The sequence below is a fragment of the Bradyrhizobium sp. 62B genome (genome assembly GCF_030272265.2).
Taxonomy (GTDB): domain Bacteria; phylum Pseudomonadota; class Alphaproteobacteria; order Rhizobiales; family Xanthobacteraceae; genus Bradyrhizobium.
Map to the genome: position 1 here is coordinate 5908182 of NZ_CP092841.2, position 26951 is coordinate 5935132.

Below are 26951 nucleotides of genomic sequence, written 5' to 3' on the forward strand. Positions count from 1 at the left end.
CCGTCAATGGCAAAAGACCGGGTAAGCGCCCGGTCTTTTTCGCTGACGCTCATGCGGGCTACAAGACCAGAGCTATTCTATTTGCCCCCCCACCGCCTCCCCGACCAACTCCGCCCCAACCTCCGCCTCGTCTTCGTCGGCACCGCCGCCTCGACGCGCTCGGCGGAGCTCGGGCACTATTACGCCCATCCCGGCAACCGCTTCTGGCGTGCGATCCATGAGGCCGGGATCACGCCGCGGCGATATCAGCCGAGCGAATTCGCGGAGTTGATCGGTCTCGCGATCGGCTTCACCGATCTCTCCAAGACGGGCGCCGGGATGGATCACCAGATCGCGGCGGAGACGATCGACGTGGCGGGCTTCAGGGCGAAGATGGAAGAGTATCGGCCGCGAACGATTGCGTTCACGAGCAAGAAGGCGGCGAGCTTGTTTTACGGCAGGCCGTCAGCTGCGATCGCGCTGGGGCGGCAGGCGCGCGATGCGAGCTTGCCGGAGATATTCGTGCTCCCCTCGCCGTCCGGCGCGGCGTCCGGGCATTGGACGATCGAGCCGTGGCGCGAACTGGGGGCGTGGATTGGTCGCGCACCCTGAACGGCGACTGCCGGATTGCGTCTGGTCTCGTGTCCCGGGCAAGCGTAGCGCAGACCCGGGATCCAGAAGCTCCGGCACGCGTTCGTCATGGGCCCCGGCTCTGCAGCGCATCGCGCCGCAAGTGGGGGCGCGATGCACTGCGTCCGGGGCACGCCACCACCGATATTTCGCACACAGTCTGTCGGAGACAGCATCCGTCGTTCGTCCTGGAAACGATCACCCCGGAGCTCCAATGCCCCCCACCATCACCGCCTTCGAAAACTCCCCCGACCGCGGCAAGGGCCAGGCCCGCGACATGCGGGTGCGCTGGGCGTTCGAGGAGGTCGGCCAGCCCTACGACGTTCGCCTCCTTTCCTTCGCCGCGATGAAGCAGCCGGCGCTCTTGCGCTGCATCCGTTCGGGCAGATTCCGACCTATGAGGATGGCGATCTCGCGCTGTTCGAGTCGGGCGCGATCGTGCTGCACATCGCCGAGCGCCACGAGGGCTTGCTGCCTCACGACGCCAATGCGCGCGCCCGCGCGATCGCGTGGATGTTCGCCGCGCTGAGCACGGTCGAGCCGCCGATCGTCGAGCTCACCATGGCCATGCTGTTCGAACGCGACAAGAGCTGGTCCGCGGAGCGACTGCCGATGTTGCAGGATCGCGTCCGCGTCAGGCTCGGCGAATTGTCCGCTCGCCTGGGCGGTGCCGACTGGCTCGACGGCGCGTTCAGCGCCGGCGATCTCATGCTGGTGACGGTGCTGCGGCGGTTGAACACATCGGGCTTGCTCGATGAATATCCTGCCATCGCCGCTTACGTCGCGCGCGGCGAGGCACGGCCGGCGTTCCGGCGGGCGTTCGAGGCGCAGCTTGCGGTGTTCACCGCAACGGCGCGCTCGTAGCCGTCCCCTACCGCATCGTGATCGCGAGCCCGCTGAGGTCCGCGTTCGCCATCAGGCCGACCTGTTGCCCCGTCAGTTCCAGCACGGCGCCCTTCTGGTTGGTCAGCACGATGGCGCGGGCGCCGGCGCCCACGGCAAGGCCCGCGCCGGCGGCGCCGTAGACCCCGGCGACGTCGGAGGGACGGTTGATATTGCTGACGCGGCCGCGCAGCACGGTCTTGGATCCCCCGAACACGAGGCCGTAGTCGAGGCCGCCGGTGGAGAGCCCATAGGTGCGGCCGCGGAAGTTGAGCACCCCGCTCCCGCCCGAGCCGCCGATGATCCAGCCCGCCTTGTAGATCGTCAGCGTCACGAAGCCGCTGTCGGCCTGCGCCGTGGTCGAAAGTCCGGCCAGGGCCGCGATGGCGACCAGCGCGGCGCGAAGGGTGGATGCGAGCTTCATGGAGATCTCCGGGGGCTGTTTCTGAGGGGATTCGAATCAGACGCGGCGAATGTATCTGATTGATCGGGGCGGCAACATGATGGGGGCAGTGTCAGTCGCGCTGTCCGCCAAACACCGAGCTGTCATCGCCCGGCCAGTGCGCAATTGCGGTCGATCCAGCATTCCAGAAACCGCCAGAGCCGGGGCATGACAGTGGAATCCGGAACCACGGACGAGACCAACCTCATCATGCCATCATGCCCCTGTTTTGCCCGACGATGCAATTCATCATCCTCGGTATAACCGAATTCGAAAACCCCAATGATTTCCGTCCCCCTCCTACTGTGCATGGGGTTGTTTTCGCATTTTTTGTTTTGAGGCCTCCTCGCCTGCCGCTACGCTTGTGGCATCAGCGACCGTCCTTGCGAGGTGATCCCATGCCGATCCAGCATTTTGCGCCCCCGCCTCACGTGAAAGCGCCGCCGCTGTCCTTTGCGACGCGGGTCGGCGATCTCCTGTTCGTCTCGGGCATTCCCGGCTTCGACGGCAACGGCGCGCTGCCTGATGGTTTCGAGGCGCAGTTCGCCAATGTGGTCGTCAACATCAAACGCGTGCTGGACGAGGCCGGCGCCGGTGTCCGCGACCTCGTCAAGGTCAACGTGCTCCTGACCCGTCCCTCCGACGTCGCCGCCATGAATGCGCTCTATGCCGGCGCCTTCGGCCCGCCGCCTTATCCGGCGCGCACGACGTGCGTGGTGCAGGCCCTGCCCGATCCGAAGATGCTGATCGAGATCGAGGCTGTGGCCTCGCTGGCGAAGGGCTAGTTCGAACGGCGGAGGGACGGCTGACATATCCGTGATCGACCGCCGCCCGGCTTGCCAGAAGCACTGTTTTGCCGCACCAGTTTTCCTCTCACCTTCCCTTCAGGAGATATTTCATGCGTCGCGTTCTCGCCCTCTGTGCCGTTGCCGGCATCGCTTCCTCCGTGTTCGCCGTGCCCGCATCCGCCAAGGCCGGCTATTACGTGATCCGCTGGGACAACACCGGCATCTGCCAGGTCTGGAACGAGGACCTGCAGTACAAGCCGCTCCAGATCGGGGTGTCGACCTACAAGGTCGTCAGCAAGCCGATGCCGACCTTCCAGCAGGCGTCCGACCTCCAGATCAAGATGCGCGCGGAGCGCCGCTGCACGCTCTAGGCTTGACGCGACATGACGGATGTCGAGGGCGGATCGCGCGAGCGGTCCGCCCTTTGCTTTTGCGGGGCTCGCGCATTTCTGCTGCCGAAACCGGCCAGGTCTCGCGCGCGGTGTTTGAACCTGATCGGCGCGTGGAATGACTCACATCTTGTCCGGCGCGCATCACCCACAGGCGTCCGGCACAAGCCCTCCCCGCATTGCCGGGAGGCGCATCACATCATTCATTTGAGGAGCTGATCATGCGTCGTATTTCCGTGCTGTGCGCTGCCGCCGGTCTTGCTGTCACCGCGTTCGTCGCCGCGAGCCCTGCACAGGCCAGCTATCACCTGATCCGCTGGCAGGACAGCGGCTTCTGCCAGATCTGGGACGAGAGCATCCCGACCACGCCGTGGCCGGCCGGCTATCACCGCGCCAGCGCGAGCATGCCGACCTTCATCGACGCACTCGCGGCGAAGGATGCCGCGCTGAAGAACGGCCACTGCACCTGGTAGGATTTCGATCGGCGGACGAAGAGCCGGGCAAGGACGAAGACCTCGTCCTTGCCCGCTTTGTTTTTTACGCGTCCTTGTGCGCGCCGGGATGGATCAGGACGTCGCGCGCGGCGGCGAGGTCGATGAAGGCTTGCGTGCTGCCGCCGTGGTCGGGATGCATGCCCTTGGCGGCGCGGCGATAGGCCTGGTTGATGTCCTCGCAGGTGAGCTGCACCGCGAGCGGCAGGCCGAGCATCTTGCGGGCGCGATCCTCGCTGGAGAGCTTTTTCGGCGCAGCGTTGCGGCGGCCGAAGCGCGGCGCGGCCAAATCGTGGACGACCTCGAGCACCACGCCGAGACGGCGCTGCGCCGCCAGCGTGACGCCGTCATCGTCATTGTCGACCGCCTGGCGCAGCACTGGCAGCGCCTGCTCCGCCGCCTGGCGCAGCGTGACGTCGACGCTCATCCGCGCGATCTCGGCCACGAGCCGGCCCGCCTCGGCGAAGTCGGCGGCTTGCGCCGACCGCAGGCGTTCCAGAGCCAGTTTCCAGGAGTCCAGCCGAGTGTCGAGCCGTTCCATCATGCGTGCAACGTTTAGCAATCAAGATCAGTATGCCAAGGCTGCCGTTTCCGACCCCTTAATTTCGAGTTAGCGTTTGGTGAAACTTCGAAAAGAAATCGGGAGGAAAATGTCATGGCATTGCTCGCAAACCACATCGCCGTCGTCACCGGGGCCGGTTCCGGCATCGGCCGCGCGATCGCCGCCGGCTATGCGCGCGAGGGCGCGCGGGTGGTGCTGCTCGACGTCAATTCCGACACGGTCGCGGAGGCCGCGCAGGAGATCCGAGAAGCGGGCGGCAAGGCCGAGAGCTTTGCGCTCGACGTGACCAGGCGCGAGGACTGCTTCGCGCTGGCAAAGCAGGTCGAAGGCAAGGTCGGGCAGGTCTCGATCCTCGTCAACAATGCCGGCATCACCCGCCGCAACGCCTTCACCGCGGAGACCGAGACGGTCGCGAAGGACTGGAACGACATCATCTCGCTCAACCTCAACGGCGTCTTCAACGTGACGCAGGCCTTCCTCGCACCTCTGCGCGCCAGCAAGGGCCGCATCGTCAATATCGGCTCGATCCAGTCCTTCGTGCATCTGCGCACGCCGAGCTCGGCGGCCTATACGACCTCGAAGCACGGCGTGCTCGGCTTCACCAAGGCGCTCGCGGTCGAGCTCGGCAAGGAAGGCGTGCGCGTCAACGCGATCGGGCCGGGCTTCATCGAGACCAACATCAACGCCAATGTGCGCGCCACCAATCCGGCGCTGGTGCAGGCCTTCGTCGACCACACCCCGCTGGCGCGCACCGGCAAGCCGGAGGATATCGTCGGCCCCGCGCTCTTCCTCGCATCGGATCTGTCGGCCTATGTCACGGGAACGATCGTGATGGTGGACGGGGGCTACCGGACGGTGTGAGGGAGCAGACCGGGCCGCACTGATATGCATCTTCTGCCAATCGCGGCGGCTTCGCGGCATTCCCGAGGTCATCTGGTGCGATGCCCCGTAATTAACCTTTCGTTAACCAAACCCGACCACCGTGGATCTACGGCTTGGGGGTCGTTTGTTCTCGATCCGCTTCCAACGATGGAAGCGGGCGTTGATCGGGGAGTGTGTTGATGACCACTGTTCATGTCGCCGCGTCCGGGCCGGGCGCGCAATTTCTTGCTCCTAACCAGATCGTTCCGCTTCTGATCGGCGCCACCGTCGACGAGGTCGAGCGCGAGCTCGTGCTCCAGACGCTGGCGCGCTGCGACGGCAACCGAACGCGCGCCTCGCGCGTGCTCGGCCTGTCGGTGCGCACGCTGCGCAACAAGATCAAGCTCTACGCCGCCTCCGGCATCGACGTGCCCGCCTATCAGGATTAGCGCGCGGAATTGCTGCTGTCGTCAAACGCCGCTAAGTAGCTTGCTTCCGTGACAGGGAGCAGTGGCGTGGCAGACGATCAGGGACGGCGGCAGGGACCTCAAGGGCCGCGCGGACGGCAGGGCGAGCCGGGACGGCCGGGACCGCAGGGTCATCCGGGCCGGCGCGGCCCCGACGGCGCGCGCGGCAAGCCGGGTCCGCAGGGCAAGCCGGGTCCGCAGGGCAAGCCGGGGCCGCTCGGAAAGGCGGGACCTCAGGGCAAGCCCGGCCCGCAAGGCAAGCAGGGCGAGGCCGGCCCGCGCGGGGCCATCGGCGCGCAGGGTCCTACAGGGCCGCAGGGACCTGCGGGGCCGCAAGGCCCGCGCGGCGAGCCGGGACCTGCCGGTCAATTGCCCTCGATCGAACAGGTGCTGCCATGGCTCGATCAGCTGTTCGACGCCTGGGACGAGCGGCGCCGTCAGCGCGAGCGCGAAGCCGCCGAGCGCGAAGCGCTGGAGGCCGCCGTGCAGGAGCCCGATGCAGCGACCGTCGATACCGAGAGCGACGACGGCGAAGGCGACGGGCCCAGGAAGAAGAAGAAAAAGAAGAAGCACGGCCAGAAGGATTAAGTGCCGCATCCGAGCGCTTAGTGCCCTGGACGCAACGCGGCATGCAATGCTGCGCTGCTGAGCGGGGGCCCGTCTCGCCAAGCGATGTGCGGGTCATTTTGGCTCCCGGCTCTGCGGAGCGGCACTTCGCGCCGCACCGCATCCGGGACACCAGCCAATCAAGACGAACCGGACGCGTCGTCCTTGTGCGGCAGCATGCCCATGCGCTCGAACTGCCAGCGCATGGCGCGATACCAGAGATAGCCGACCGCCGCGCCGCACAGCGCCAGGATGATCACGTTCGCGCTCGAGAACGAGCCGCTCCACCACATCATCCACGCCGTCCATAGCAGCGTGAAAACAATGGCACCTGCTTTCAGCGGAAGAAGGGGGCGGTTCATGATCGTGCTCCGGGCTGTCAAAACCCCGGCGAACACCATCGCTTACCTGGAGGCTTTCTTCCGTGAGCCAGATCACGGAATGGGCTTGTCAGCGATCGCTAGCCGAAGCGCAGCCGCGAGCGCTCCTTGGCCCTCTCCGCCTCGACCTCGCGGTCGCGCGCCGGGGCATGGGTGTGCAGCGAGCGCAGGAGTTTCCGCGCGGCCTCCGAAACCTCCGCCACGGCAAGGTCGAACGCCGCCTCGTTGGCCTGCGACGGCTTGTTGAACCCAGACAATTTTCGCACGAACTGCAGCGCGCTGGCGTGGATCTCATCCTCCGTCGCCGGCGGCTCGAAGTTGAACAGCGTCTTGATGTTGCGGCACATGCAGGCCTCTCTCCGGATGTTTCCATGAAGACGATCGGCGGAGCTGAAATCCTACATCTTTCTTCGCAGTTCTGCTAAGTTCCGCCGTAACGCGGCCGCCGACCATGAGCCGCAACGGGGGGGGAGAACAACATGAAGATGCTCTGCGCGGCGCTGTCGGCCGTTCTGCTGTCGATTTCGGTGTCGGCCATCTCCACACCCATATCGGCCGCCGATCATCCGGCCCCCAAGCAAGGCGACTGGATCGCCAAGGACTTCAGGTTCCACACCGGCGAGACCATGCCGGAGCTGAAGCTGCATTACACCACCGTGGGCGAGCCCACGGGCCAGCCGGTGCTGGTGCTGCATGGCACGGGCGGCTCGGGCACGGGCATGCTGGGGCCTTCCTTCGGTGGCGAGCTGTTCGGCCCGGGACAACCGCTCGACGCCTCCAAATATTACATCATCATTCCCGATGGGATCGGCCACGGCAAATCATCGAAGCCGTCGGACGGAATGAAGACCAGCTTCCCGAAATACAATTACGACGACATGGTCGAGGCGCAATATCGCCTGGTGACGGAAGGCCTCGGCATCAAGCACCTGCGCCTCGTCATCGGCAATTCGATGGGCGGCATGCACACCTGGCTGTGGGGCGAGAAATATCCGAAGGCGATGGATGCGCTGATCCCGATGGCCTCGCAGCCGACCGAAATGGCCTCGCGCAACTGGATGATGCGGCGGATCATGCTCGACACCATCCGCAACGATCCCGACTACAATGGCGGCAACTACACCACCCAGCCGCGCATGATGAAATACGCAGCCACCGCTTACGGCATCGCCAGCATCGGCGGTACGCTGGCCTACCAGCAGCAGGCGCCGACTGCGGCCAAGGCAGACAAGATGGTCGACGACCGGTTGGCGACGCCGATCACGGCGGATGCCAACGACTTCGTCTACCAGTGGGAGTCCTCGCACGACTACAATGCGGGCGAGAAACTCGAAGCCATCGAAGCATCGCTGCTGCTGATCAATTCCGCCGACGACGAGCGCAATCCGCCGGAGACTGGCATCACCGACGCAGCGATGAAGCGGGTCAAGAACGGCAAGCTGTATCTCATCCCCGCAAGCACCGAGACGCGCGGCCACGGCACCACAGGCAATGCCAAATTCTACGTCGAGCAGGTCCGGCAATTGTTGCAGACCGCCCCGCAGCGGACGATGTAATGCGAGCAGCAAGACGGCATGTCGAAATCCCGCTTTCGCAAGTCTGCACTCGCGCTTCCCGGCGTCATCGAGGGCGAACATCACGGCCATGCCGACTTCCGCATCGGCAAGCGCGTGTTCGCGCCGCTGGGTTATCCCGATGACACATGGGGCATGGTGAAGCTCTCGCCGGACCAGCAGGCCATGCTCGTCGACGCCGAACCGGAGCTGTTTCGTCCGGTCCCTGGCGCCTGGGGCAAGAGCGGCAGCACGAATGTGAAACTCGCGAAGATCGACCCGACGACGTTTCGGAGCGCGCTCGATATGGCCTGGCGCAACGTTGCACCGAAATCGCTGCTCGCGTCGATCGAGACGCGATCGCGAAGCTGATACCGCATCGCATCATGCGCGGCGCCCCTGCGCCGCATATTATTTGGGCATGCAATGCGCCGATAGCTCGGGCTTAATCGCATCAACGATGGAATCGACGCGAGCAGGACTCGCACGCGAAGATCAGGCCACGACGAGGAGGGATCGCATGCACAGGCTCGCACTGTGCGTCTGGCTGATCGCGATGACGGCGCTGACCGGCGCCGCACTCGCGTTCGACAACGGTCAATACGACCACGTCCCGCCCGACATTCGCGCCTGGTTCAAGAGCGTCATCGCGCCGAACGGCGTGCCCTGCTGCGACGTCTCCGACGGCCATCGCACCGACTATGATGTGCGCGGCGGCACTTATTGGGTGCCGATCGAAGGACAATGGATGGAGGTGCCCGAGCGCGCCATCATCCGCGACCGCGGCAATCCGGTCGGTCAGGCCGTGGTGTGGTATGTCCACCACCGCGGCGCCATCATCATCAGCTGCTTCGTGCCGGCGGATGCGGTCTAGCCGCGCGATGGCGCGTTAGTGCTGCGCGTGGTAGTTCGAGCGATGGCTTCTGAACCCGACCGCAGGCGCGCGGTGATGCGCTTCGCTCTTGCCGCACTCTACGTCGCTGCCGGGTTTGCGCATCTGGCCGTCCCCGACAAGTTTCTCGCGATCGCGCCGTCCTGGGTTCCCTTCCCGATAAAGGTCATTCTCGTCACCGGCATTTGTGAGATTGCGGGCTCGATTGCATTGCTGATGACGCCGCTGCGCTGGTGGGCAGGCGTGGCGCTCGCGCTCTATGCGCTTTGCGTTTGGCCTGCGAACATCAAGCACGCGCTGGAGGGTATCGACGTTCCGCCCATCCCCAATAGCTGGCTTTATCACGGTCCGCGCCTGGTGCTTCAGCCCGTGCTGATCTGGTGGGCACTTTACTGCGCCGACGTGATCGCATGGCCATGGCGGCGACAAAAGGGATAGCGGGGCGGCCGGGGAATGATAGTCTCGACACGTCAATCAAGGAGACCTTCGTGACCCAGCTTTGCGCCGAAGACCTCGCCACCATCTATGCCAAGCCGAGCCCGCGCGTGATCGCAAAGGCGCGTCCCGCGATCGACGCGCACGCGAAGAAATTCATCGAGATGTCGCCGTTCTGCGTGCTCGCGACATCGGGAGCGGACGGCAGCGTCGATGCCTCGCCGCGCGGCGGCGGCATCGGCTTCGTCCACGTCGCCGGTCCCAATCAGTTGTTGATGCCCGACCGCTCCGGCAATAACCGGATCGACAGCTTTCGCAACGTGGTCGAAGGCTCGGGCTTCGTGCAGCTGTTGTTCTTCGTCCCAGGGATCGACGAGACGCTACGCGTCGGCGGTCGCGGCACGCTGTCGGCCGATCCGGATCTGCTTGCCTCCATGGTGGAGTTCGGCAAGCCGCCGCGCGCGGTGCTGAACGTCACTGTGAGCGAAGTCTATTTTCACTGCGGCAAGGCGCTGATGCGCTCGAAGCTGTGGTCGTCGGAGAAGGTGCAGCGCTCGGTGATGCCGAGCATCGTCACGGTCATTCACGACCAGACCGGCCTTGGCGAGCCGGCCAGCCAGGAAACCGTGGAAGAAATCTACAAGACGCAGTTGTAGCTGAAGCTCAGTTCAGCGGTGGAGCAACAGTCACGGTGTCGTCCGGGCGAACGCGGGGTCCCATACCCCCAGAAGGGGTTTGGCGAAGGCTTGCAGTGAAGAGCCTATCCGGCGGTACGAACACCGCCACTTGCAGATCGATCGCGCGGTGTGGATCCCCGCGTTCGCGGGGACGACACTGGAGTATGCGGCGAAAGCCGGAGCTTAGTGCCCCTCGCCCTCGAGCCCGCCTACGTGCTTCTGGGTGTAGAGCTCGAGGCCGATGCGGCCGATCAGGTCGAGCTGGGTTTCGAGGAAGTCGATGTGGTGCTCCTCGTCGCTCATCAGCTTCTCGAACAGGTCACGCGTGACGTAGTCCTTGGCGCCGTGGCAATAGGTGGCCGCTTCCTGATAGAGCGCCCGCGCGCTCATCTCGGCGGCGAGATCGCACTCGATGATCTCCTTGACGTTCTGGCCGATGCGCAGGGGATCGAGCACCTGCATGTTCGGGAAACCGTCGAGGAACAGGATGCGCGCGGTCAGCTTGTCGGCATGCTCCATCTCCTCGATGGACTCCTTGCGCCAGACCTTGGCCATGTCGAGCAGGCCCCAATTGTCGAGGAGGCGGTAGTGCAGCCAGTACTGGTTGATCGCAGTGAGTTCGTGACGCAGCGCCTTGTTGAGATAGTCGATAACTTTTGCGTCGCCCTGCATGGTTCACTCCAGCTCTTGCATTCCAAATCGGCCCCAACCGAATTTAGAACGCTTCTAAGTCAGTTTACGGATGAGGGCAACTGGCCACGCGGACGCAGCCGGGGAAAAGCGCAGCCAATCCGAAGGGAAGATTTCAGCAGGCCGCGAGGGCGAACTGGGCGGGCTCCGCCGTCTCGTCATTGGCGGCCACGGTGTGACTGTGCGGGCAGCCGGCACAGCAGGACTGGGCGCAGGGGCCAAGGGCTTCGTCGATGATGGTCTTGATCGTTCGCGCACAGCGGCCGCATTCGGCGCTACAGCCGAGGCATCCATAGACCTGCTTGGCGTGGCGCACGGCGTCGTCGGACTCGGCGACGGCGGCGCGGATATCGTCATCGCTCAGCACGTTACAGGAACAAACGATCATGGAAGCGGCAGGCCCCTCGGTGATGCGTCATCATCGATATTTAACGGGCCGGCCGGATGCAAAAGGAAAAACCGGTATTTGAAGCTATTCCAAACTGGCCCGAAAGCAGCCTAGAACGGCCCTAAATTACGGCGTTGCGCTGGATCAAGATTTGAGAGGATCTAATCGCCGCCGCCTCCCCCGCCGTCGCCGCCGCCGCCTCCGCAATCACCGCCACTGCTGCCGCTATCGCTGCTGGAGCAACTGCCACCGTCGCTAGAGCTGCCCGAACTGTCGCTTGAGAACCAGTTCCCCAGCGAGAAGCCGTCGCTGGTTCCAGAGCCGGTGCTGCTGCTTCCACTGTCGCCGCCAGCCCCGGCGCGCGAGCGCCGGCCGCGGTTCTGGAGATGGGTCAACCAGCCATAGCCGATCGCAAAAACGATTCCGGCAGCGACCAGTGCATTTATCATCGCGTTGCCCATCATCGCCTCCCTGGCAGAGCCGCAGTCCACATGAATTGGTCGGGCCTGGCAAAGGTGCCGTTCATTGATCATTCAAACGAAGTATGGAACTCTGCTCCCAAAGGGTTCCAGCGTGTTTGTGCGAAAGGTCAAACCAATGAAGAAATTGCTCCTGGCGGTCGCGGCCGTCGCCACCCTGGCCGTTGCGGCCGTAACACCGGCCCAGGCTCAGCGCGGTGTCGCGGCAGGCGTGGCGGCCGGGATCATCGGCGGCGCCATTGTCGGCGGCGCGCTGGCGTCTCCGTATTATTACGGACCCGGCCCGGGCTATTACGAACCCGGCTATTACCCGCGCCGCTACTATGCGCCGGGTCCCGGCTACGTCGCCGACGGCTATTATGGCGGCGGCTGCGTCTGGCAGAAGCAGCGCTTCTGGGACGGCTATGGCTGGCGCGTCCGCCGCGTCAGAGTCTGCGGCTGAGGCGCCGCAAGCAGGGTTCGTGTGGACCGGTTCACTACGGATGCGCCGTTCATCTCGGGGCCTGAAAAAGACCGCTTTTTCTCGTCACAGCTCCGTGTGCGTTTACCGTGGGTTGACCAATTGCGCGCTTCCTAGCTGCACGGCCAATTCCCTCAGCGTGTGCGTGAACCTTTGAAACCCGGGCGCCTCTAACAAGAGGAACCCATCTCCCAGGAGAGCCAAGAGCATGAAGAAGACTTTAGTTGCCGCCCTCACGGTCGCGACGGTCGCCGGTTCGCTGGTGACCGCCACGCCGTCCGCGAAGGCCCATGACGGCGTCGGCGCCGGCATCGCAGCCGGCCTGATCGGCGGCGCCATCGTCGGCGGCGCCATCGCGTCGAGCCGTCCCGCCTATGGCGGCCCCGTCTACGTCGCTGAGCCCCCGCCGCCCGCGCCCTGCTACTGGCAGCGCCAGCGTTATTGGGATGGCTACGGCTGGGTCGTTCGCCCGGTTCGCGTTTGCTACTGATCTGATCGCATGGCGCTCGTCAGCGCCGCGATCGAAGCCCGGCCGAGACCATCGGCCGGGCTTTTTCTTTGAGGTCAGAGAAGCGCGAGCCGCTATCGCGCCGCCTGGATCGAACGCAGCACCTCTTCGCTCGGCCAGCAATCGACCTTGAGGCCTGCCGACTTCTGATAGGCGCCCAGCGCCGCGCGGGTCTGCATGCCGGCCTTGCCGTCGATCTTGTCCCTGTAGAGCCCGATCCGCGTGAGGCCGCGCTGCATCGTCTCGACATCCTTGGTGCGCAATTGCCTGGAGGCCGACCAGGGCGTTGCGAACGGCAGCGGGCTCGTCATGCGGTCGGCAAGGTGGCCGACGAACAGCACATAGAGGTCGGAGAAATTGTATTCCTTGATGACGAAATAGTTCTTCGTCGTGAGGAATGACGGGCCGTAGATGCCCTCGGGCTGCAGCAGCGAAGCCGGCTGCGCCTGCTCGGCGGCGCTGAGCTTCTGTCCGCGCACCGGCACGAAGCCCTCGCGCAGCCATTGGCCGATCGGCTTCGTCACCTCGGGCACGCCTGTGCTGCAATCGACCTTGGCCGGCGCCTGCACTTCATAGGCCCAGCGCAGGCCGCTCTGCCAGCCCTTGTTGACGAGCTGCTGCGCGGCCGAGGCCAGCGCATCCGGCACCGAGTGCCAGATGTCGATGCGACCGTCGCCGTCGAAATCGACGCCGTGCTTGTAATATTCGGACGGCAGGAATTGCGTCAGCCCGGTGGCGCCAGCCCAGGACGAGCGCATGTCCTTGCGCGTCACCACGCCCTCGCCCAGGATCTTCAGCGCGAGGATGAACTCGGTGCGGTACTGATCCTTGCGGCGTCCGACATAGGCCTGCGTCGCCAGCACGCGGACGAGATCGTAAGGCAGGGTGTAGCGGCCGTAATCGGTCTCGCGGCCCCAGATCGCGAGCATCACGGTCGCCGGCACGCCGGATTTCTTTTCGATCTCGCTCAGCGCGGCGCGATATTTTTGCAGCAGCCGCTGTCCCTCGCCAGCAAGCCGCGCGATCGAGGCCTCCCTGACATAATCCGCAGGCACCTGCACGAACTCGGCCTGCGACGGCGCGCCGGTCGCGGGGCGCCCGGGCAGGATCAGGTCGGGCAGCTTGTAATCAGGCTCGAGACCGCGCGTCTGCGCGTCGAACACCGCGCGCGAGACGCCTTCCGCCTGCGCTTCCGGCCACAGCGAGGCGATGAATTGTGTAAAGGCCGCGTCGGCGGCGCGGGCGGAATGACAGAGAATCGACGCGAGCAATAGAGCAGCGACGACGCACCCAAGCAGTCGGCTCAGTCCGTTCACGCGTCAGCCAAATCGAGACGTCGTTCAATCCGCTCGATGCGAACATCCATGCGATCAAGCCGGTTCGACATGTTCGCGTACTGGCTTCCCAGATTGCCGATGCGCTGCTTCATCTCGCGGATATCATCCCGCACGTCATCGACCGCCGCGCGGATGTGGCGCAAGAGCTCCAGAACCATGCTGTCAGGCTCGACCATGCGGACATCTTATCACAGGGGCTATCGGATGAAAATGCTGGGCCGCCGGGGATGCGCCCGCGGCAAATCGCGGGCGCCAATAGCCGTCACCGCGTCAGCTTCTTGTACTTCACGCGGTGCGGGATGATGCTGTCCTGGCCGAGCCGGCGCATCTTGTCCTTCTCGTAGTCCTGGAAGTTGCCTTCGAACCATTCGACGTGGCTGTCGCCTTCGAAGGCCAGGATGTGGGTCGCGATACGGTCGAGGAACCAGCGATCATGGCTGATGATGACGGCGCAGCCGGCAAAATCCTCCAGCGCCTCTTCGAGCGCGCGCAGCGTGTCGACGTCGAGGTCGTTGGTCGGTTCGTCGAGCAGCAGGACGTTGGCGCCGGACTTCAGCATCTTGGCAAGATGCACGCGGTTGCGCTCACCGCCGGAGAGCGCGCCGACCTTCTTCTGCTGGTCGGCGCCCTTGAAGTTGAACGCGGAGCAATAGCCGCGCGAGTTCACTTCCTTCTTGCCGAGCAGGATCAGCTCGTTGCCGCCGGAGATTTCCTCCCACACGTTCTTGTTGCCGTCGAGCGCGTCGCGCGACTGGTCGACATAGCCGAGATGAACGGTCTCACCGACCGTGATCGAACCGGAATCCGGCTTCTCCTGGCCGGTGATCATCTTGAACAGCGTGGTCTTGCCGGCGCCGTTGGGGCCGATCACGCCGACGATGCCGCCGGGCGGCAGCTTGAAGGTGAGGTTGTCGATCAGGAGGCGGTCGCCGAAGCCTTTGCTGAGGCCTTCGAAATCGACCACGTTGGCGCCGAGCCGCTCGGCGACGGGGATGATGATCTGCGCGGTCTGGGTCTGCTTCTCGCTGGCCTGCTTGAGCAGATCCTCATAGCGCTGGTAGCGCGCCTTGGACTTGGCCTGACGCGCCTTCGGTGACGAAGCGACCCATTCCTGTTCGCGGGCCAGCGTCTTCTGGTGCGCGGCGTCCTCGCGTCCCTCCTGCTCCAGCCGCTTCTGCTTCTGAACCAGCCAGGACGAGTAATTGCCTTCGTAGGGAATGCCCTTGCCGCGATCGAGCTCGAGGATCCAGCTCGTGACGTTGTCGAGGAAGTAGCGATCGTGGGTGACGATCAGGATCGCGCCGGGATAGCTGCGCAGATGGCTTTCGAGCCACGACACGGATTCGGCGTCGAGATGGTTGGTCGGCTCGTCCAGCAGCAGCAGATCGGGCTGGTCGAGCAGCAGCTTGCACAGCGCGACGCGGCGGCGCTCGCCGCCGGAGAGCTTGGTCACATCGGCCTCGTCGGGCGGGCAGCGCAGCGCGTCCATGGCCTGGTCGACCTTGCTGTCGAGATCCCAGAGGCCCTGGGCCTCGATCTCGTCCTGCAGCTTGGTCATCTCGTCGGCGGTTTCCTCGGAATAGTTCATCGCCAGTTCGTTGTAGCGATCGAGGATGGCTTTCTGCTTGGCGACGCCCAGCATGACGTTCTCGCGCACCGAAAGCTTGGCGTCGAGCTGCGGCTCCTGTTCGAGGTAGCCGACGCGGGCGCCCTGGGCGACCCAGGCCTCGCCGTTATACTCCTTGTCGAGGCCGGCCATGATCTTGAGCAGCGTCGACTTGCCCGAGCCGTTGACGCCGAGCACGCCGATCTTGGCGTCCGGGTAGAAGCTCAGATGAATGTTATCGAGCACCTTCCGGGTCGGGTAGCTCTTGGTCAGGCCTTGCATGAAATAGATGAACTGGCGCGCCATCGGTCCCGAAAACCTTCGATTTGAGGAAATTTGCTTCGCCTGCGATGTAGCGATCCCGTCCCAAAAGGGCAACGTTTTCCGTCCGTTCACCACGAACGAATACGGGATGGACACCATCCGGCCACCGATCCGGACAATTGAAACCATCTTTTAATAAATCAGGCCGAAAGCTCGGTTTCGCGCGGAAACAGCGCCACCCGCTCAGAACGAACGGGAGCACAGCGAGGCCGCATCATGGCTCTGATCGAGACCCATTCTCTTCCTGTTCCGGCAGAAGCCGGCCACGTCTCCGACTTCGCCTCGGAGATCAAGGGCTTCTGGAAGCGCTTCTTCGCCACCGCCTTCAACCCCTACCGGCCCGAGCTGCATTACATGCGCGGCCCCGGCCCCGCCTGGCGCGCCAAGCACGGCATGGATGCGCCGTTCCGCCTGAAGCCCCGCGACCTCTAAGCGCCTCTCTCCTATCGGACTTTTGAAGACGCAAGCGGCTTGCGCGCTGGTGCGATTGCGCGCAACCATGGCCTTGGGTTCCGACGACGGCGCTCCCCTCGCGCCCTCACCTCTCGCGATCAACTCTGGCCCTGGATCAACGCTGATGAGCCGGCTGCGCTGTGCAATTCTCGACGACTATTTCGATCTCGCGCTCGACGTCGCCGACTGGCAGAAACTGTCCGACCGCGTCGACGTCACCGTGTTCAGCCATCCCTTCGCCTCCGAACAGGCCGCGGCGAGCGCACTTGCCGACTTCGAGATCATCTGCGCGATGCGCGAGCGCACGGCCTTCCCCAAGGGCCTGTTCGAGAGCTTGCCGAAGCTGAAGCTGCTCCTGACCTCCGGCATGCGCAACGCGTCGATCGATATGGAGGCGGCCAAGGCGCGCGGCGTCGCGATCGGCGGCACGCAATATTCCCGCGATCCCACGGCACCGCTGACCATGGGTCTGATCCTGGAGCTGACCCGCGGCATTGGCCGCGAGAATGCGCGCATGCATGCAGGCGAGCCCTGGCAGAGCTTTGCCGGCGTCGAGATCGAGGGGATGACGCTCGGCATCGTCGGGCTCGGCAAGCTCGGCACCAAGATGGCCGGGATCGCCAAGGCGTTCGGCATGAACGTGATCGCCTGGAGCCCGAACCTGACGCCGGAGAAGTGTGCGGCGGCCGGCGTCGGCTACGCCACCAAGGAGGAGCTGTTCGCCAAGGCCGACATCGTCACCATCCATGTCGTGCTCAGCGAGCGCTCGCGTGGCCTCGTGGGCCGCGCGGACCTGGCGCGGATGAAGCCGACCGCCTTCCTCGTCAACACCGCGCGCGGGCCGATCGTGGACGAGCAGGCACTGCTCGAAGCGTTGCAGCAGCGCAAAATCGCGGGCGCCGGCATCGACGTGTTCTCGGTCGAGCCGTTGCCCGTCGATCATCCCTTCCGCAAGCTCGACAACCTCGTGCTGACGCCGCATCTCGGGTACGCCACCGAGGACGGTCTGCGCATCCATTACGGCCAGATGGTCGAGGCGATCGACGCCTTCACCAAGGGCGGCGAGCTGCCGCGCAAGCTGGCCTGAAAACGAAAAGGGCGTGCCGACGGCACGCCCTTCACAATCTGAATTGATTCGCAGCGCTTAACGCACGGTGACCGGTGCGGGCAGCGGCGGCACCACCGTCGGCTGGGTGCCCGGGACGGGACCCGCCTGGGCGGCCATCGGAGCCGGGCCAGCAGCAGGACCGGACGCCGGCGCAGCGGAGGCGGTCGCCGTTCCCGGCGGCGGGCCGCCCGGCATCACGACCACGCGGGTGCCGACCTTGACGCGGTCGAACAGGTCGGAGACGTCCTCGTTCAGCATGCCGATACAGCCCGACGAGACGAACTTGCCGATGGTCGAGGGCTGGTTGGTGCCGTGGATGCGGTAGACGGTCGAGCCGAGATACATCGCGCGGGCGCCGAGCGGATTGCCGGGGCCGCCGGCCATGAAGCGCGGCAGATAGGGCTGGCGCTCGATCATCTCGGTCGGCGGATGCCAATCCGGCCACTCGGCCTTGCGGGTGATCTTCTGCACGCCGGTCCAGGTGAAGCCGTCGCGGCCGACGCGGACGCCGTAGCGGATCGCGCGGCCGCCTCCGAGCACGTAATAGAGGTAGGTGTTCGGCGTATCGACCACGAGGGTGCCGGCCGGCTCCTTGGTCTGGAACGAGACTTCCTGGCGGCGCAGGTTTGGCGGCAACTGCACCGGCGCAGCATCGGGCTGCTCCTCGGGCGGCAGCGCGGCCATGGTCATCGGACGGCCATCGGCGCCGACGGGCGGCTGGCCGGCCTGGACCGTACCGGTCGCGGCGGGACCGCCGACAGCTTCCGGCGGACGCATGCCGTCACCGGCGGGGGCCTGTCCCTGCTGACCCGGACGATTGGCATAGATCACCGGCGGCGGGCCGGCGGGGCGGCCGTAGCGAGGATCGTCGGGCGACATCACGGGGCCCTGCGACGGCGCGGCCGAATAGACCGGCGGGCTACCCGCCGGGCGGCCATAACGCGGATCGTCCGGCGACATCACCGGGCCCTGCGGCGGGGCGGCCGAGTAGACCGGGGGTGCGCCGGCGGGGCGGCCATAGCGTGGATCGTCGGCGGGGCCGGGCGGCGGCAGCGCGGCCTGCGGCATCGCGTCGTCGTCATCGTCCAGCGCGTCGAAATTCGGCGCACGGTCACCGGGCCGATATTCGGCCGGGGCGCCGTAGCTCGGTGACTGCTGGACCGGATAGCTCTGAGCCTGCGCGAGCGAGGTTCCCGCGGCAGCGACTGTTGCGGCAGCGCATATCGTCAGAAAATGTTTGATCATCATCGCTCTTGTATAGTCCCCAAGCCCGATCGGACCGTTAACGGCCAGATGACGGAAGATAGCGGCACATTCAAGACATATCAGGCTTATTTGCGCCGGATTGGCCGATTTGTGATCCGCAAGACTACCGTTGCCCCGTTGCATCACGGGGCGGAAATCCGCTTCCGCCGTCATTTGCCGGAGTCTGCGGCCCCGTTTTTTAGGGAACGGGTCGAAATCGTTGCGGTATGTTCGAATCAGCCTGATTCGCCGCCCATTTGAGCTCTCGATCCCGCGCGGCGAACGCGGCCAACAGTACCGTCACCGCGTTCAGATGGCTCATGGGCCCCGGCACCCCACGCCGCCCGGGCGGAAATTCGTAACCCCTCGATGCTTCCCGGCTTTCGCTTCCTGTTTGCCGCGATCCTGCTGTCAACCTCCATCCTGGTGTTCGGCCTGGGCGCCGCCGCTCTCCTGCGCGCGAGCCACGAGCAGTATGCCAATAACCCGTCCTGGCTGAACGGCCCGCAGGAGCAGCGGTTCGCGCAAGGACCCGAGCCAGCCCAGCCGGTGCTCGCGGTGCTCCGCACCGAGCCGGAGGTGGCGGCCGAGCCCGAGCCGTCGGTGCGCGACCAGGTGCCGACCATTGGCCTGCCGGCAACCGGGGCCGAGCAGGTCGCTGCGCTGACGACCGAGGCTGACGTCCAGACGCAGGCCGCTGCGCCTCCGGCAGAAGCTGCGGCCGTCGAGCCGGCCAAGGCCGAGCCGACGACGGAGGCCGCAATGCCGGCGCCCGCCGACACGCTCACCCAGGCCGACACCACGGCCTCGCTTCCGGATGCCAAGCCTGACCTTGGCGCTGCCGCTGCCGCCACCGTCGGCGAGCCGCCGGCGGCTGATCCGGCCCTCGCCTCCTCCGCGCTCGAAATCGCCGCGGCCAAGCTGGCCGCACTGAACGAGCCGGCGACGACGGCCGTAAAGGATCCGCCGGCGAAGAAGGTCGAGAGCAAGGCCGACGACAAGGCGACCAAGCGCAAGGCCAAGGCGAAGAAGCGGCAGCGCGTGGTGCGGCGTCCGCCGCCTCAGCAATTGCAGCAGCAGCTCGATCCGTTCGGCCAGCAGCAGACATTCGCGACGACGACGGCCACGAGGTCGCGCCAGTAATTTACGCCGGCCCGGTCGCGATGGCCGGACCGCTCTCCTGGCCCCATTCCGACCACGAGCCGTCATAGAGCGCGGTGTCGGTGATCCCTAAGCGATACAGCGCGAGCGTCAGCACGCCGGCGGAGACGCCGGAGCCGCAGCTCGTCACCATCGGCGCGTCGAGCTTGACGCCGGCGCCGGTGAAGGCGGCGCGCAGATCGTCGAGCGGCTTCATCTCGCCGGTCGCAGCGTCGAACAATTGATTGTACGGCACGTTGCGGGCGCCGGGAATGTGACCGGAGCGGATGCCCGCACGCGGCTCGGGCGCGCGGCCCTCGAAGCGATCGGCGGCGCGCGCGTCGATTACCTGCTCGGCACGGCTTTCGACATTGGCGATCAGCTGCTGCATGCTGCGCACGCGCTTCGGATCGAAGCTCGCCTTGAACGTCGCCGGCTTCGGCTTCACTTCGCCGCTCTCGACCGGCCGCCCCTCGGCCCGCCACTTCTTCAGGCCGCCATTGAGGATGCGCACGTTGTTATGGCCGAAGGCCAGGAACATCCACCACGCGCGCGGCGCGGCAACCCAGCCGCCGGCATCGTAGAGCACGACGGTGTCGGCGTTGGAGATGCCGAGATTGCCGATGTCGCGGCCGAACTGCTCGGCGCTCGGATACATGTGCGGCAGCGGGTTGGAATGATCCGAGACCGCATCGACGTCGAAGAACGCAGCGCCCGGCAGATGCGCGGCGAGATAGTCGTCCTTCGGCAGCGGCAGCACGCCCGGCAGCTTGAAGCTGGCGTCGAGGATCTTGACGTTGGCCTCGCCCATATGGGCAGCGAGCCATTCGGTGGAGACGAGGGGGTCGGTGGCGGTCATAGGTTTTCCTTGTCATTCCGGGGCGTGCGCAGCACGAACGCGGAATCCATCGTGCGGCAACGTTGGTGGATGAATGGATTCCGGGCTCGCGACTTCGTCGCGCCCCGGAATGACGAGAGTGATTACCCTTTCTTCTTCGGCTCCCATGTCTCGGTCGGCCCGCCGGCATCGCGCCAGGCGGCGTAGCCGCCGGCGATGTGCGCGACGGGTTTCAGGCCCATGTCCTGCGCGGTCTTGGCGGCGAGAGCGGAGCGCAGGCCGCCGGCGCAGTGGAAGACGAACTTCTTGTCTTCCTGGAAGATCGGCTTGGCGTACGGGCTCTGCGGATCGATCCAGAATTCGAGCATGCCGCGGGTGCAGGCGAACGCGCCGGGGATGCGGCCGTCGCGCTCGATCTCGCGGGGGTCTCTGATATCGACGATGACGACGTCGCCGTTCTTGGAGATCTCGATGGCGTCCTTGGCGTTGAGCGTCTCGATCTCGGCATTGGCCTCGTCGATCAGCGCCTTGATGCCGCGGGTGATGTTTTGGGGCATGTCGTTCTCCCTCGTTATTTCGTGGCCGTTGCTACGGTGCTTACGCGCCGAATACTCAGTCTAACCTCTCCCGCTTGCGGGGGAGGTCGCGGCGCGAAGCGACGCGGGTGGGGGCTCTCTCCTCTTGGGGAGCGTCGCCCGTGGCGATACCCCCTCCCCAGCAAGCGGGGGAGGGAGCGCACTTCCATCGCCGATCGCACCGGGCCGGTCATAAGCTAGTGCGTCAATTCCTTCATCGCACCTTCCAGCCCTTCGATCGTGATCGGGTACATCCGATTGGCGAAGATGCGCTTGATGATGGTGGTGGATTCCGAATAGTCCCAGTGCTTCTGCGCGACCGGGTTCAGCCACACCGCGTGCGGATAGGTGCGGATGATGCGGTCGAGCCAGACCGAGCCGGGCTCCTCGTTGACGTGCTCGACCGAGCCGCCGGGCACCATGATCTCGTAAGGCGACATCGAGGCGTCGCCGACGAACACGATCTTGTAGTCGTGCGGATACTTGTGCAGCACGTCCCAGGTCGGCGTGCGGTCGGTGAAGCGGCGCTTGTTCTGCTTCCACACGCCTTCATAGAGGCAGTTGTGGAAGTAGAAATACTCCATGTGCTTGAACTCGCTCTTCGCCGCCGAGAACAGCTCCTCGACCTGCTCGATATGCGCGTCCATGGAGCCGCCGATGTCGAAGAACACCAGCAGCTTCACCGCATTGCGCCGCTCGGGGCGCATGTGCACGTCGAGATAGCCGTGATTGGCGGTCTCGCGAATAGTGGTGTCGAGATCGAGCTCGTCCGGCGCGCCGGTGCGCGCGAACTTGCGCAGGCGGCGCAGCGCCACCTTGATGTTGCGGATGCCGAGCTCGACATTGCCGTCGAGATCCTTGAACTCGCGCTTGTCCCACACCTTGACGGCGCGGTTGTTGCGGTTCTTCTCCTGGCCGATGCGGACGCCTTCGGGGTTGTAGCCGTGGGCGCCGAACGGCGAGGTGCCCGCGGTGCCGATCCATTTCGAGCCGCCCTGGTGACGGCCCTTCTGCTCCTCAAGACGCTTCTTCAAGGTCTCCATGAGCTTGTCCCAGCCCATGGCCTCGATCTGCTTCTTCTCTTCGTCCGTCAGGTACTTTTCGGCGAGCTTCTTCAGCCACTCCTCGGGGATCTCCGCCTTCTCCATGGCGTCGAGCAGGTTTTCCAGCCCCTTGAACACCGTACCGAAGACGCGATCGAACTTGTCGAGGTTGCGCTCGTCCTTCACCAGGGCGGTGCGCGACAAATAGTAGAAATTCTCGACCGAATAGTCCGCAAGGTCGGCGTCGAGCGCCTCCACCAGCGTGAGGTATTCGCGCAGCGTCACAGGGACCTGCGCGTCGCGCAGAGAGGTGAAGAATTGCAGGAACATGGCTGACAGATTGCCCGTCGGGGGACGAACGTCAAGGGGCGGAGGCTGCCGCTGAACGCTGGACCCGGGTGCTTTTTGCTCTAGAATTGGCGCCCTCACGGGGTTGTTTGGGGACGTATGCAATGGGAATTGTCGCAGCGCTCATCATCGGCGCGATCGCAGGCTGGCTTGCCGGCAAGATTGTCCACGGGGCGGGATTTGGGCTGGTCGGCAACATGGTCGTCGGCATCATCGGAGCGCTGGTCGCGAGCTGGGTTCTGCCGCAGCTCCATATCGGGCTGGCCACCGGCACGGTCGGCGCCATCGTCGATGCCACCATCGGCGCGGTGATTGTGCTCGTCATCCTTTCGCTGATAAAACGGGTCTGAAAGCCTGACCGAACCAGGAACGGCCGCCGCGAGCGGCCGTTCGCTTGTCGCGACGGGACGAGCGCCTCTCGCCGACGATGACCCAAGGACACGCAATGAAATTTACCGGCACCAAGGACTATGTTGCGACCGACGATCTCAAGGTCGCCGTCAACGCCTCGATCGTGCTCGAGCGTCCGCTCCTCATCAAGGGCGAGCCCGGCACCGGCAAGACGGTGCTGGCGGAGGAAGTGGCGAAGGCGCTGAACGCGCCGCTTTTGACCTGGCACATCAAGTCCACCACCAAGGCGCAGCAGGGCCTCTACGAATACGACGCGGTGTCGCGGCTGCGCGACAGCCAGCTCGGCGACAGCAGGGTCTCCGACATCAAGAACTACATCAAGCGCGGCAAGCTGTGGGAGGCCTTCACGGCCGAGCAGCGCCCGGTGCTCCTGATCGACGAGATCGACAAGGCCGACATCGAATTCCCCAACGATTTGCTGCTCGAGCTCGACCGCATGGAATTCCATGTCTACGAGACCGGCGAGACGATCAAGGCCAAGCAGCGCCCGATCATGATGATCACCTCCAACAACGAGAAGGAGCTGCCGGACGCCTTCCTGCGCCGCTGCTTCTTCCACTATATCAAGTTCCCGGACGCCGACACGATGGGCCGCATCGTCGACGTCCACTTCCCCGGCATCAAGAAGCGCCTGGTGGAAGAGGCGCTGCGCATCTTCTTCGAGGTGCGCGAGGTACCCGGCTTGAAGAAGAAGCCGTCGACCTCGGAGCTGCTCGACTGGCTCAAGCTGCTGCTCAACGAGGACATGAGCGTGGAGCAGCTGCGCGAACGCGACCCGCGCAAACTGATCCCGCCGCTGCACGGCGCGCTGCTGAAGAACGAGCAGGACGTGCATCTGTTCGAGCGGCTGGCGTTTTTGAGCCGACGGGAAGTGTGAGGCTCGTGTCCCGGACGCGCTGCAGCGTGCAACGCTGCTGCGCAGAGCCGGCAACGGTTATGTTGGTCTAGTGTACAGGTACGGCTTTCGATCGCGCATGATGGCGTTGAGGACCGTCAACAGCTTCCTGGCAACGGCAATGAGAGCGAGCTTGGCAGGTTTACCGGCCTGTCGCAGTCGAGCGTAGAAGGCCTTGAATGGATCGGCCCGGCGGACCGCATTGAGAGCGGCCATGTAGAGGGCATCGCGGACGCGCTTTCGGCCCCCGACGATCTTCCGCTTGCCGCGGTAAGCGCCGCTGTCGACGTTGAAGGGAGCCAGGCCGGCGAGCGCGGCCACCTGCTTCGGTCCCACTTTTCCGAGTTCCGGCATCTGCGCGATCAGCTGCATGCAGGTTACGGGGCCCACGCCGGGAAGTGACCGCATCAACTGCGCATCATCGGAGACCTCCGGCTCAGTCTTGATCAGTGCGCTAATATCGGCCTCGATTTCGGCGATCTCAGTGTCGAGGACTTCAATGAGCCGACCGATGCGATCGGCCATGGCGCGGTCCTCGGCCTCGCTGCGCCTGTTCTTCTCCTGGGCACGCATGAGAACCAGTTGATCCCGCCGTTTTGCAAGCCCCGCCAGGGCATTGCGGGCAGGATTGGCAGCCTGCTCAGCGGCAGGCTGCATGGCCCGGGCAAAGCTCGCCAGCATCCGGGCATCGATCGGGTCGGTCTTAGCGAGCTGGCCGCTGGCGCGCGCAAAGTCCCGGGCCCGGGCCGGGTTGATCCGGGCAAAGCGGATGCCAGCCTGGTTGAGCGCCTCACGAAGCTCAAGGTCATAGACGCCCGTGGCTTCAAAGACGACCAGCACATCGCATCGCCAACGCGCCGCGATCTGTGTGATGGCCTGCGGCGCGTTGGCGATGCGCTCCGGCACGCCCAGGCTCTCATCGAAGATATCGAGATATCGTTTGGAGACGTCGATTCCGACGTAACGAGGGCGTATGATCATGGTGCCTGTCCCTGTGATGCGTGGTCTGTTGGCGCAGCCTCGTGCAACTGTTCAGGTTGATAGATGGAACGGGCGGGAGACCGAGCCGGCTCACGGCGTCAAGCGCCAAGGACCCAACGGCTTCCCGCCCACTCCACCATGACAGAATTTCGATACACAGGGACCCACGCCGCACGGATGGCGCGGAGACATGGGCCCCGGCTCTGCAGCGCACCGTCGAAGTGACGCTGCGCTGCGTCCGGGGCACGACATTCGCGTGTGAGGCAGCGGCATCGCTTCTCCAATTTGCACATTGAATCGCGCAAACACGCCTTCGCAGCCTCGCGGCGCGTCTCGCCCGAGCCTTGCTTGCATTCCTCGCCCTCGGCATCGACAGAAGCGGTGGGTTACGCCAACGACCGCGCTCTGCGCGGCCGCCGGCTAACCACAACGAAGCCTCACGCCACCGCCGCGTCCGGAATCCTTGCCGCTTCCATCGGCGTCTTGCCGCGGATCAGGTCTGAGGCACGATCCGCGATCATCATCGTGGAGGCGTTGAGGTTCGCCGAGATCATGCGCGGCATCACCGAGGCGTCGATGACGCGGAGGCCTTCGAGGCCGTGGACGCGGAGCTGGTCGTCGACCACCGCCCACGCACTGTCCGCCGGGCCCATGCGGCAGGTGCAGCCGGGGTGGAAGGTGGTGGTGCCGCGTTCGGTGGCGGCGGCGAGGAATTCGTCATCGGTGTTGATGTTGGGGCCGGGGAAATCCTCATAAGCGTAATAGGGCGACAGCGGCGCGCTCTTCAGCAAGCGCCGCGCAAGCTTCATGCCGCCGACGATGACGCGGCGGTCGAGTTCGGCGTCGAGATAGTTGGTCTGGATGATCGGCGGCGCAAACGGATCATTGGAGCGGATGCGGACGTAGCCGCGGCTCTCCGGGCGCTGCTGCCAGGAGGCCACCGTCATGCCGGGCTCGTCCTCGAGCTGTCCCTGCACGCCCTCCTTGTAGCTTGCCGGCGTGAAGGTGAGCTGGAGATCGGAGGAATCCGCACTCTCGCCGGAGTGCCAGAAGCAATAGACCATGGTCGGCGACAGCGAGAGCAGGCCGCGGCGCGCGGTTGCCCATTTCAGCGCCTCGATCCACAGCGAGAAGCCGCGGCGAAGCTCGTTGATGGTCTTGATGTCCTTGACCCGCGCCACCGTGCGCGGGGCGTAATGGTCCTGCAGGCCCTCGCCGACCGGTAGCGCGTGACGCACTGCGATGCCGTGTTGCTGCAGCAGATCCGGCGAGCCGATGCCGGAGAGCTGCAGCAGCTGCGGCGAATTGTAGGTGCCGCCGGAGAGGATGACTTCCTTGTTGGCGCGCACCTCCACCGGCGTGCCGCCGCGACCGCCCTTGGTGTAGCGCACGCCGACGGCGCGCTTGCCTTCGAAGATGATCTCGGTGGCATGCGCATGGGTGTGCACATGCACGTTGGGCCGCTTCATCGCAGGCTTGAGGAACGCGGTCGAACCGGAAACGCGCAGGCCCTTGTCGATGGTGCGCTGGCAGTAGGATACGCCTTCCTGTATGGCGCCGTTGTAGTCAGGGTTGCGGGGAATGCCGAGCGAGACCGCGCCTTCCATGAAGGCTTCGCACAGCGGATCGCGCCAGTCCATCGTGGTGACGGTAAGCTTGCCGTCGCGACCGCGAAACGTGTTGTCGCCCTCGCCGACCCGCTTCTCCAGCCGCTTGAAGTAAGGCAGCACGTCGGCATAGCCCCAGCCGCGATTGCCCATCTGCGCCCAGGTGTCGAAATCCATGCGCTGGCCGCGATTATAGATGTGGCCGTTGATCGAGGACGAGCCGCCGAGCGTCTTGCCGCGCGGCGCGTAGATGCTGCGCCCGCCGGTCCAGGGCCCCGGCTCCTGCTGGTAGGCCCAGTTGATGCTCTTCATGTGGAAGGTCTTGATGAAACCCGCCGGCAGATGGATGTAGGGATGCCAGTCGGACGGCCCGGCCTCCAGCACGCAGACGCTGACGTTCGGGTCTTCGCTGAGCCGGCTGGTGAGGACGCAACCGGCGGAGCCCGCGCCGATGATCACATAATCAAATCTGTCCATGATG

Annotated in this window: 35 protein-coding genes and 1 pseudogene; 20 read left to right on the top strand and 16 right to left on the bottom strand. The window is 65.1% G+C overall.

Going from position 1 to position 26951, the window contains the following annotated elements; translation table 11 throughout:
- Positions 1–51: 51 nt before the first annotated feature.
- Together ML401_RS28335 and ML401_RS28340 are read left to right on the top strand one after the other, a co-directional pair.
- On the top strand, positions 52–591 hold the full coding sequence (locus tag ML401_RS28335; RefSeq protein WP_285807673.1) for a mismatch-specific DNA-glycosylase: 540 nt from the start codon (positions 52–54) through the stop codon (positions 589–591).
- 232 nt (positions 592–823) lie between these two features.
- A pseudogene (locus ML401_RS28340) lies at positions 824–1473 on the top strand (glutathione S-transferase family protein).
- Positions 1474–1480: 7 nt separating this feature from the next.
- Here ML401_RS28340 and ML401_RS28345 read toward each other — a convergent pair.
- Positions 1481–1915, bottom strand: a complete 435-nt coding sequence (locus tag ML401_RS28345; protein ID WP_211416246.1) for a hypothetical protein — start codon at positions 1913–1915, stop codon at positions 1481–1483.
- A 416-nt stretch (positions 1916–2331) separates the two neighbouring features.
- Between ML401_RS28345 and ML401_RS28350 the strand changes: the two genes are divergently transcribed.
- The 3 genes from ML401_RS28350 to ML401_RS28360 all read left to right on the top strand — a co-directional run bounded on the left by ML401_RS28350 (position 2332) and on the right by ML401_RS28360 (position 3583).
- Entirely contained in the window at positions 2332–2718 is a 387-nt protein-coding gene (locus ML401_RS28350; RefSeq protein WP_211416245.1) for a RidA family protein, read from the top strand.
- A gap of 113 nt (positions 2719–2831) precedes the next feature.
- Entirely contained in the window at positions 2832–3092 is a 261-nt protein-coding gene (locus ML401_RS28355) for a hypothetical protein (protein ID WP_194403992.1), read from the top strand.
- 239 nt (positions 3093–3331) lie between these two features.
- Positions 3332–3583, top strand: a complete 252-nt coding sequence (locus ML401_RS28360; RefSeq protein ID WP_194403993.1) for a hypothetical protein — start codon at positions 3332–3334, stop codon at positions 3581–3583.
- 64 nt (positions 3584–3647) lie between these two features.
- On the opposite strand, the gene ML401_RS28365 is transcribed toward ML401_RS28360, so the two are convergent.
- Positions 3648–4145, bottom strand: a complete 498-nt coding sequence (locus ML401_RS28365; RefSeq protein ID WP_285807674.1) for a J domain-containing protein — start codon at positions 4143–4145, stop codon at positions 3648–3650.
- 111 nt (positions 4146–4256) lie between these two features.
- Here ML401_RS28365 and ML401_RS28370 point away from each other — a divergent pair, with 111 nt between their 5' ends.
- From ML401_RS28370 to ML401_RS28380, 3 genes are all read left to right on the top strand, one after another.
- Positions 4257–5024 (top strand): SDR family NAD(P)-dependent oxidoreductase, encoded by a 768-nt coding sequence (locus ML401_RS28370; protein WP_285807675.1) that lies wholly within the window; start codon positions 4257–4259, stop codon positions 5022–5024.
- 200 nt (positions 5025–5224) lie between these two features.
- Positions 5225–5473: a helix-turn-helix domain-containing protein gene (locus ML401_RS28375; protein ID WP_135168630.1), complete on the top strand. Its 249-nt coding sequence runs from the start codon at positions 5225–5227 to the stop codon at positions 5471–5473.
- Between the two features lie 66 nt (positions 5474–5539).
- Positions 5540–6079, top strand: coding sequence for a collagen-like protein (locus ML401_RS28380; protein WP_285807676.1), 540 nt, complete (start codon positions 5540–5542; stop codon positions 6077–6079).
- 158 nt (positions 6080–6237) lie between these two features.
- Here ML401_RS28380 and ML401_RS28385 read toward each other — a convergent pair whose 3' ends face one another.
- Positions 6238–6459, bottom strand: a complete 222-nt coding sequence (locus ML401_RS28385; RefSeq protein ID WP_194403997.1) for a hypothetical protein — start codon at positions 6457–6459, stop codon at positions 6238–6240.
- Positions 6460–6557: 98 nt separating this feature from the next.
- Positions 6558–6824, bottom strand: a complete 267-nt coding sequence (locus ML401_RS28390) for a DUF2277 domain-containing protein (protein WP_285807677.1) — start codon at positions 6822–6824, stop codon at positions 6558–6560.
- Between the two features lie 132 nt (positions 6825–6956).
- On the opposite strand from ML401_RS28390, the gene ML401_RS28395 reads away from it, so the two are divergent.
- The 5 genes from ML401_RS28395 (at position 6957) to ML401_RS28415 (ending at position 10013) form a co-directional block, all read left to right on the top strand.
- Positions 6957–8033, top strand: coding sequence for an alpha/beta fold hydrolase (locus ML401_RS28395; protein WP_285807678.1), 1077 nt, complete (start codon positions 6957–6959; stop codon positions 8031–8033).
- Between the two features lie 18 nt (positions 8034–8051).
- Positions 8052–8402 (top strand): MmcQ/YjbR family DNA-binding protein, encoded by a 351-nt coding sequence (locus tag ML401_RS28400; RefSeq protein ID WP_285807679.1) that lies wholly within the window; start codon positions 8052–8054, stop codon positions 8400–8402.
- Between the two features lie 148 nt (positions 8403–8550).
- On the top strand, positions 8551–8904 hold the full coding sequence (locus tag ML401_RS28405) for a hypothetical protein (protein WP_285807680.1): 354 nt from the start codon (positions 8551–8553) through the stop codon (positions 8902–8904).
- Positions 8905–8979: 75 nt separating this feature from the next.
- Positions 8980–9360, top strand: a complete 381-nt coding sequence (locus tag ML401_RS28410) for a DoxX family protein (RefSeq protein WP_285807681.1) — start codon at positions 8980–8982, stop codon at positions 9358–9360.
- A gap of 50 nt (positions 9361–9410) precedes the next feature.
- Positions 9411–10013, top strand: coding sequence for an MSMEG_1061 family FMN-dependent PPOX-type flavoprotein (locus tag ML401_RS28415; protein WP_211416236.1), 603 nt, complete (start codon positions 9411–9413; stop codon positions 10011–10013).
- A gap of 204 nt (positions 10014–10217) precedes the next feature.
- Here ML401_RS28415 and bfr read toward each other — a convergent pair whose 3' ends face one another.
- The 3 genes from bfr to ML401_RS28430 all read right to left on the bottom strand — a co-directional run bounded on the left by bfr (position 10218) and on the right by ML401_RS28430 (position 11576).
- A complete protein-coding gene (bfr, locus tag ML401_RS28420) occupies positions 10218–10706 on the bottom strand; it encodes a bacterioferritin (protein ID WP_285807682.1) in 489 nt (162 codons plus the stop codon).
- A 133-nt stretch (positions 10707–10839) separates the two neighbouring features.
- Positions 10840–11112 carry a bacterioferritin-associated ferredoxin gene (locus ML401_RS28425; RefSeq protein WP_211416235.1) on the bottom strand — a complete coding sequence of 91 codons (273 nt, stop codon included), beginning with the start codon at positions 11110–11112 and terminating at the stop codon, positions 10840–10842.
- A 161-nt stretch (positions 11113–11273) separates the two neighbouring features.
- A complete protein-coding gene (locus tag ML401_RS28430) occupies positions 11274–11576 on the bottom strand; it encodes a hypothetical protein (RefSeq protein ID WP_285807683.1) in 303 nt (100 codons plus the stop codon).
- A gap of 133 nt (positions 11577–11709) precedes the next feature.
- Here ML401_RS28430 and ML401_RS28435 point away from each other — a divergent pair, with 133 nt between their 5' ends.
- Both ML401_RS28435 and ML401_RS28440 read left to right on the top strand, forming a co-directional pair.
- Positions 11710–12033 (top strand): hypothetical protein, encoded by a 324-nt coding sequence (locus tag ML401_RS28435; protein ID WP_194404005.1) that lies wholly within the window; start codon positions 11710–11712, stop codon positions 12031–12033.
- Between the two features lie 226 nt (positions 12034–12259).
- Positions 12260–12541, top strand: coding sequence for a hypothetical protein (locus ML401_RS28440; RefSeq protein WP_063201912.1), 282 nt, complete (start codon positions 12260–12262; stop codon positions 12539–12541).
- A 92-nt stretch (positions 12542–12633) separates the two neighbouring features.
- Here the strand turns inward: ML401_RS28440 and ML401_RS28445 are convergent, their stop codons facing one another.
- The 3 genes from ML401_RS28445 to ettA all read right to left on the bottom strand — a co-directional run bounded on the left by ML401_RS28445 (position 12634) and on the right by ettA (position 15808).
- Positions 12634–13830 (bottom strand): lytic murein transglycosylase, encoded by a 1197-nt coding sequence (locus ML401_RS28445; RefSeq protein WP_376717317.1) that lies wholly within the window; start codon positions 13828–13830, stop codon positions 12634–12636.
- Positions 13831–13871: 41 nt separating this feature from the next.
- Positions 13872–14072, bottom strand: a complete 201-nt coding sequence (locus tag ML401_RS28450) for a hypothetical protein (protein ID WP_259216928.1) — start codon at positions 14070–14072, stop codon at positions 13872–13874.
- Positions 14073–14158: 86 nt separating this feature from the next.
- Complete coding sequence (ettA, locus tag ML401_RS28455) at positions 14159–15808, bottom strand: energy-dependent translational throttle protein EttA (RefSeq protein ID WP_194404007.1); 1650 nt, start codon at positions 15806–15808, stop codon at positions 14159–14161.
- A 234-nt stretch (positions 15809–16042) separates the two neighbouring features.
- On the opposite strand from ettA, the gene ML401_RS28460 reads away from it, so the two are divergent.
- Together ML401_RS28460 and ML401_RS28465 are read left to right on the top strand one after the other, a co-directional pair.
- Positions 16043–16258 carry a hypothetical protein gene (locus tag ML401_RS28460; RefSeq protein WP_063201904.1) on the top strand — a complete coding sequence of 72 codons (216 nt, stop codon included), beginning with the start codon at positions 16043–16045 and terminating at the stop codon, positions 16256–16258.
- A 145-nt stretch (positions 16259–16403) separates the two neighbouring features.
- Positions 16404–17366 (top strand): D-2-hydroxyacid dehydrogenase family protein, encoded by a 963-nt coding sequence (locus tag ML401_RS28465; protein ID WP_285807684.1) that lies wholly within the window; start codon positions 16404–16406, stop codon positions 17364–17366.
- A 57-nt stretch (positions 17367–17423) separates the two neighbouring features.
- Here ML401_RS28465 and ML401_RS28470 read toward each other — a convergent pair whose 3' ends face one another.
- Positions 17424–18632, bottom strand: a complete 1209-nt coding sequence (locus tag ML401_RS28470; protein ID WP_285812761.1) for a L,D-transpeptidase — start codon at positions 18630–18632, stop codon at positions 17424–17426.
- A gap of 369 nt (positions 18633–19001) precedes the next feature.
- On the opposite strand from ML401_RS28470, the gene ML401_RS28475 reads away from it, so the two are divergent.
- Positions 19002–19775, top strand: a complete 774-nt coding sequence (locus ML401_RS28475; protein WP_285807685.1) for a hypothetical protein — start codon at positions 19002–19004, stop codon at positions 19773–19775.
- Between the two features lies 1 nt (position 19776).
- On the opposite strand, the gene sseA is transcribed toward ML401_RS28475, so the two are convergent.
- From sseA to ML401_RS28490, 3 genes are all read right to left on the bottom strand, one after another.
- Entirely contained in the window at positions 19777–20631 is an 855-nt protein-coding gene (sseA, locus tag ML401_RS28480; protein ID WP_285807686.1) for a 3-mercaptopyruvate sulfurtransferase, read from the bottom strand.
- A gap of 122 nt (positions 20632–20753) precedes the next feature.
- Entirely contained in the window at positions 20754–21167 is a 414-nt protein-coding gene (locus ML401_RS28485; RefSeq protein ID WP_212067736.1) for a rhodanese-like domain-containing protein, read from the bottom strand.
- Positions 21168–21382: 215 nt separating this feature from the next.
- Positions 21383–22558, bottom strand: a complete 1176-nt coding sequence (locus ML401_RS28490) for a VWA domain-containing protein (protein WP_212067737.1) — start codon at positions 22556–22558, stop codon at positions 21383–21385.
- A gap of 122 nt (positions 22559–22680) precedes the next feature.
- Here ML401_RS28490 and ML401_RS28495 point away from each other — a divergent pair, with 122 nt between their 5' ends.
- Positions 22681–22926 carry a GlsB/YeaQ/YmgE family stress response membrane protein gene (locus ML401_RS28495; protein ID WP_194404015.1) on the top strand — a complete coding sequence of 82 codons (246 nt, stop codon included), beginning with the start codon at positions 22681–22683 and terminating at the stop codon, positions 22924–22926.
- A 95-nt stretch (positions 22927–23021) separates the two neighbouring features.
- Positions 23022–23864, top strand: a complete 843-nt coding sequence (locus ML401_RS28500) for a MoxR family ATPase (protein WP_063201884.1) — start codon at positions 23022–23024, stop codon at positions 23862–23864.
- A 57-nt stretch (positions 23865–23921) separates the two neighbouring features.
- Here ML401_RS28500 and ML401_RS28505 read toward each other — a convergent pair whose 3' ends face one another.
- Together ML401_RS28505 and ML401_RS28510 are read right to left on the bottom strand one after the other, a co-directional pair.
- A complete protein-coding gene (locus ML401_RS28505; RefSeq protein WP_376717318.1) occupies positions 23922–24788 on the bottom strand; it encodes an IS110 family transposase in 867 nt (288 codons plus the stop codon).
- 512 nt (positions 24789–25300) lie between these two features.
- On the bottom strand, positions 25301–26947 hold the full coding sequence (locus tag ML401_RS28510) for a GMC family oxidoreductase (protein WP_285807688.1): 1647 nt from the start codon (positions 26945–26947) through the stop codon (positions 25301–25303).
- Positions 26948–26951: the final 4 nt, after the last annotated feature.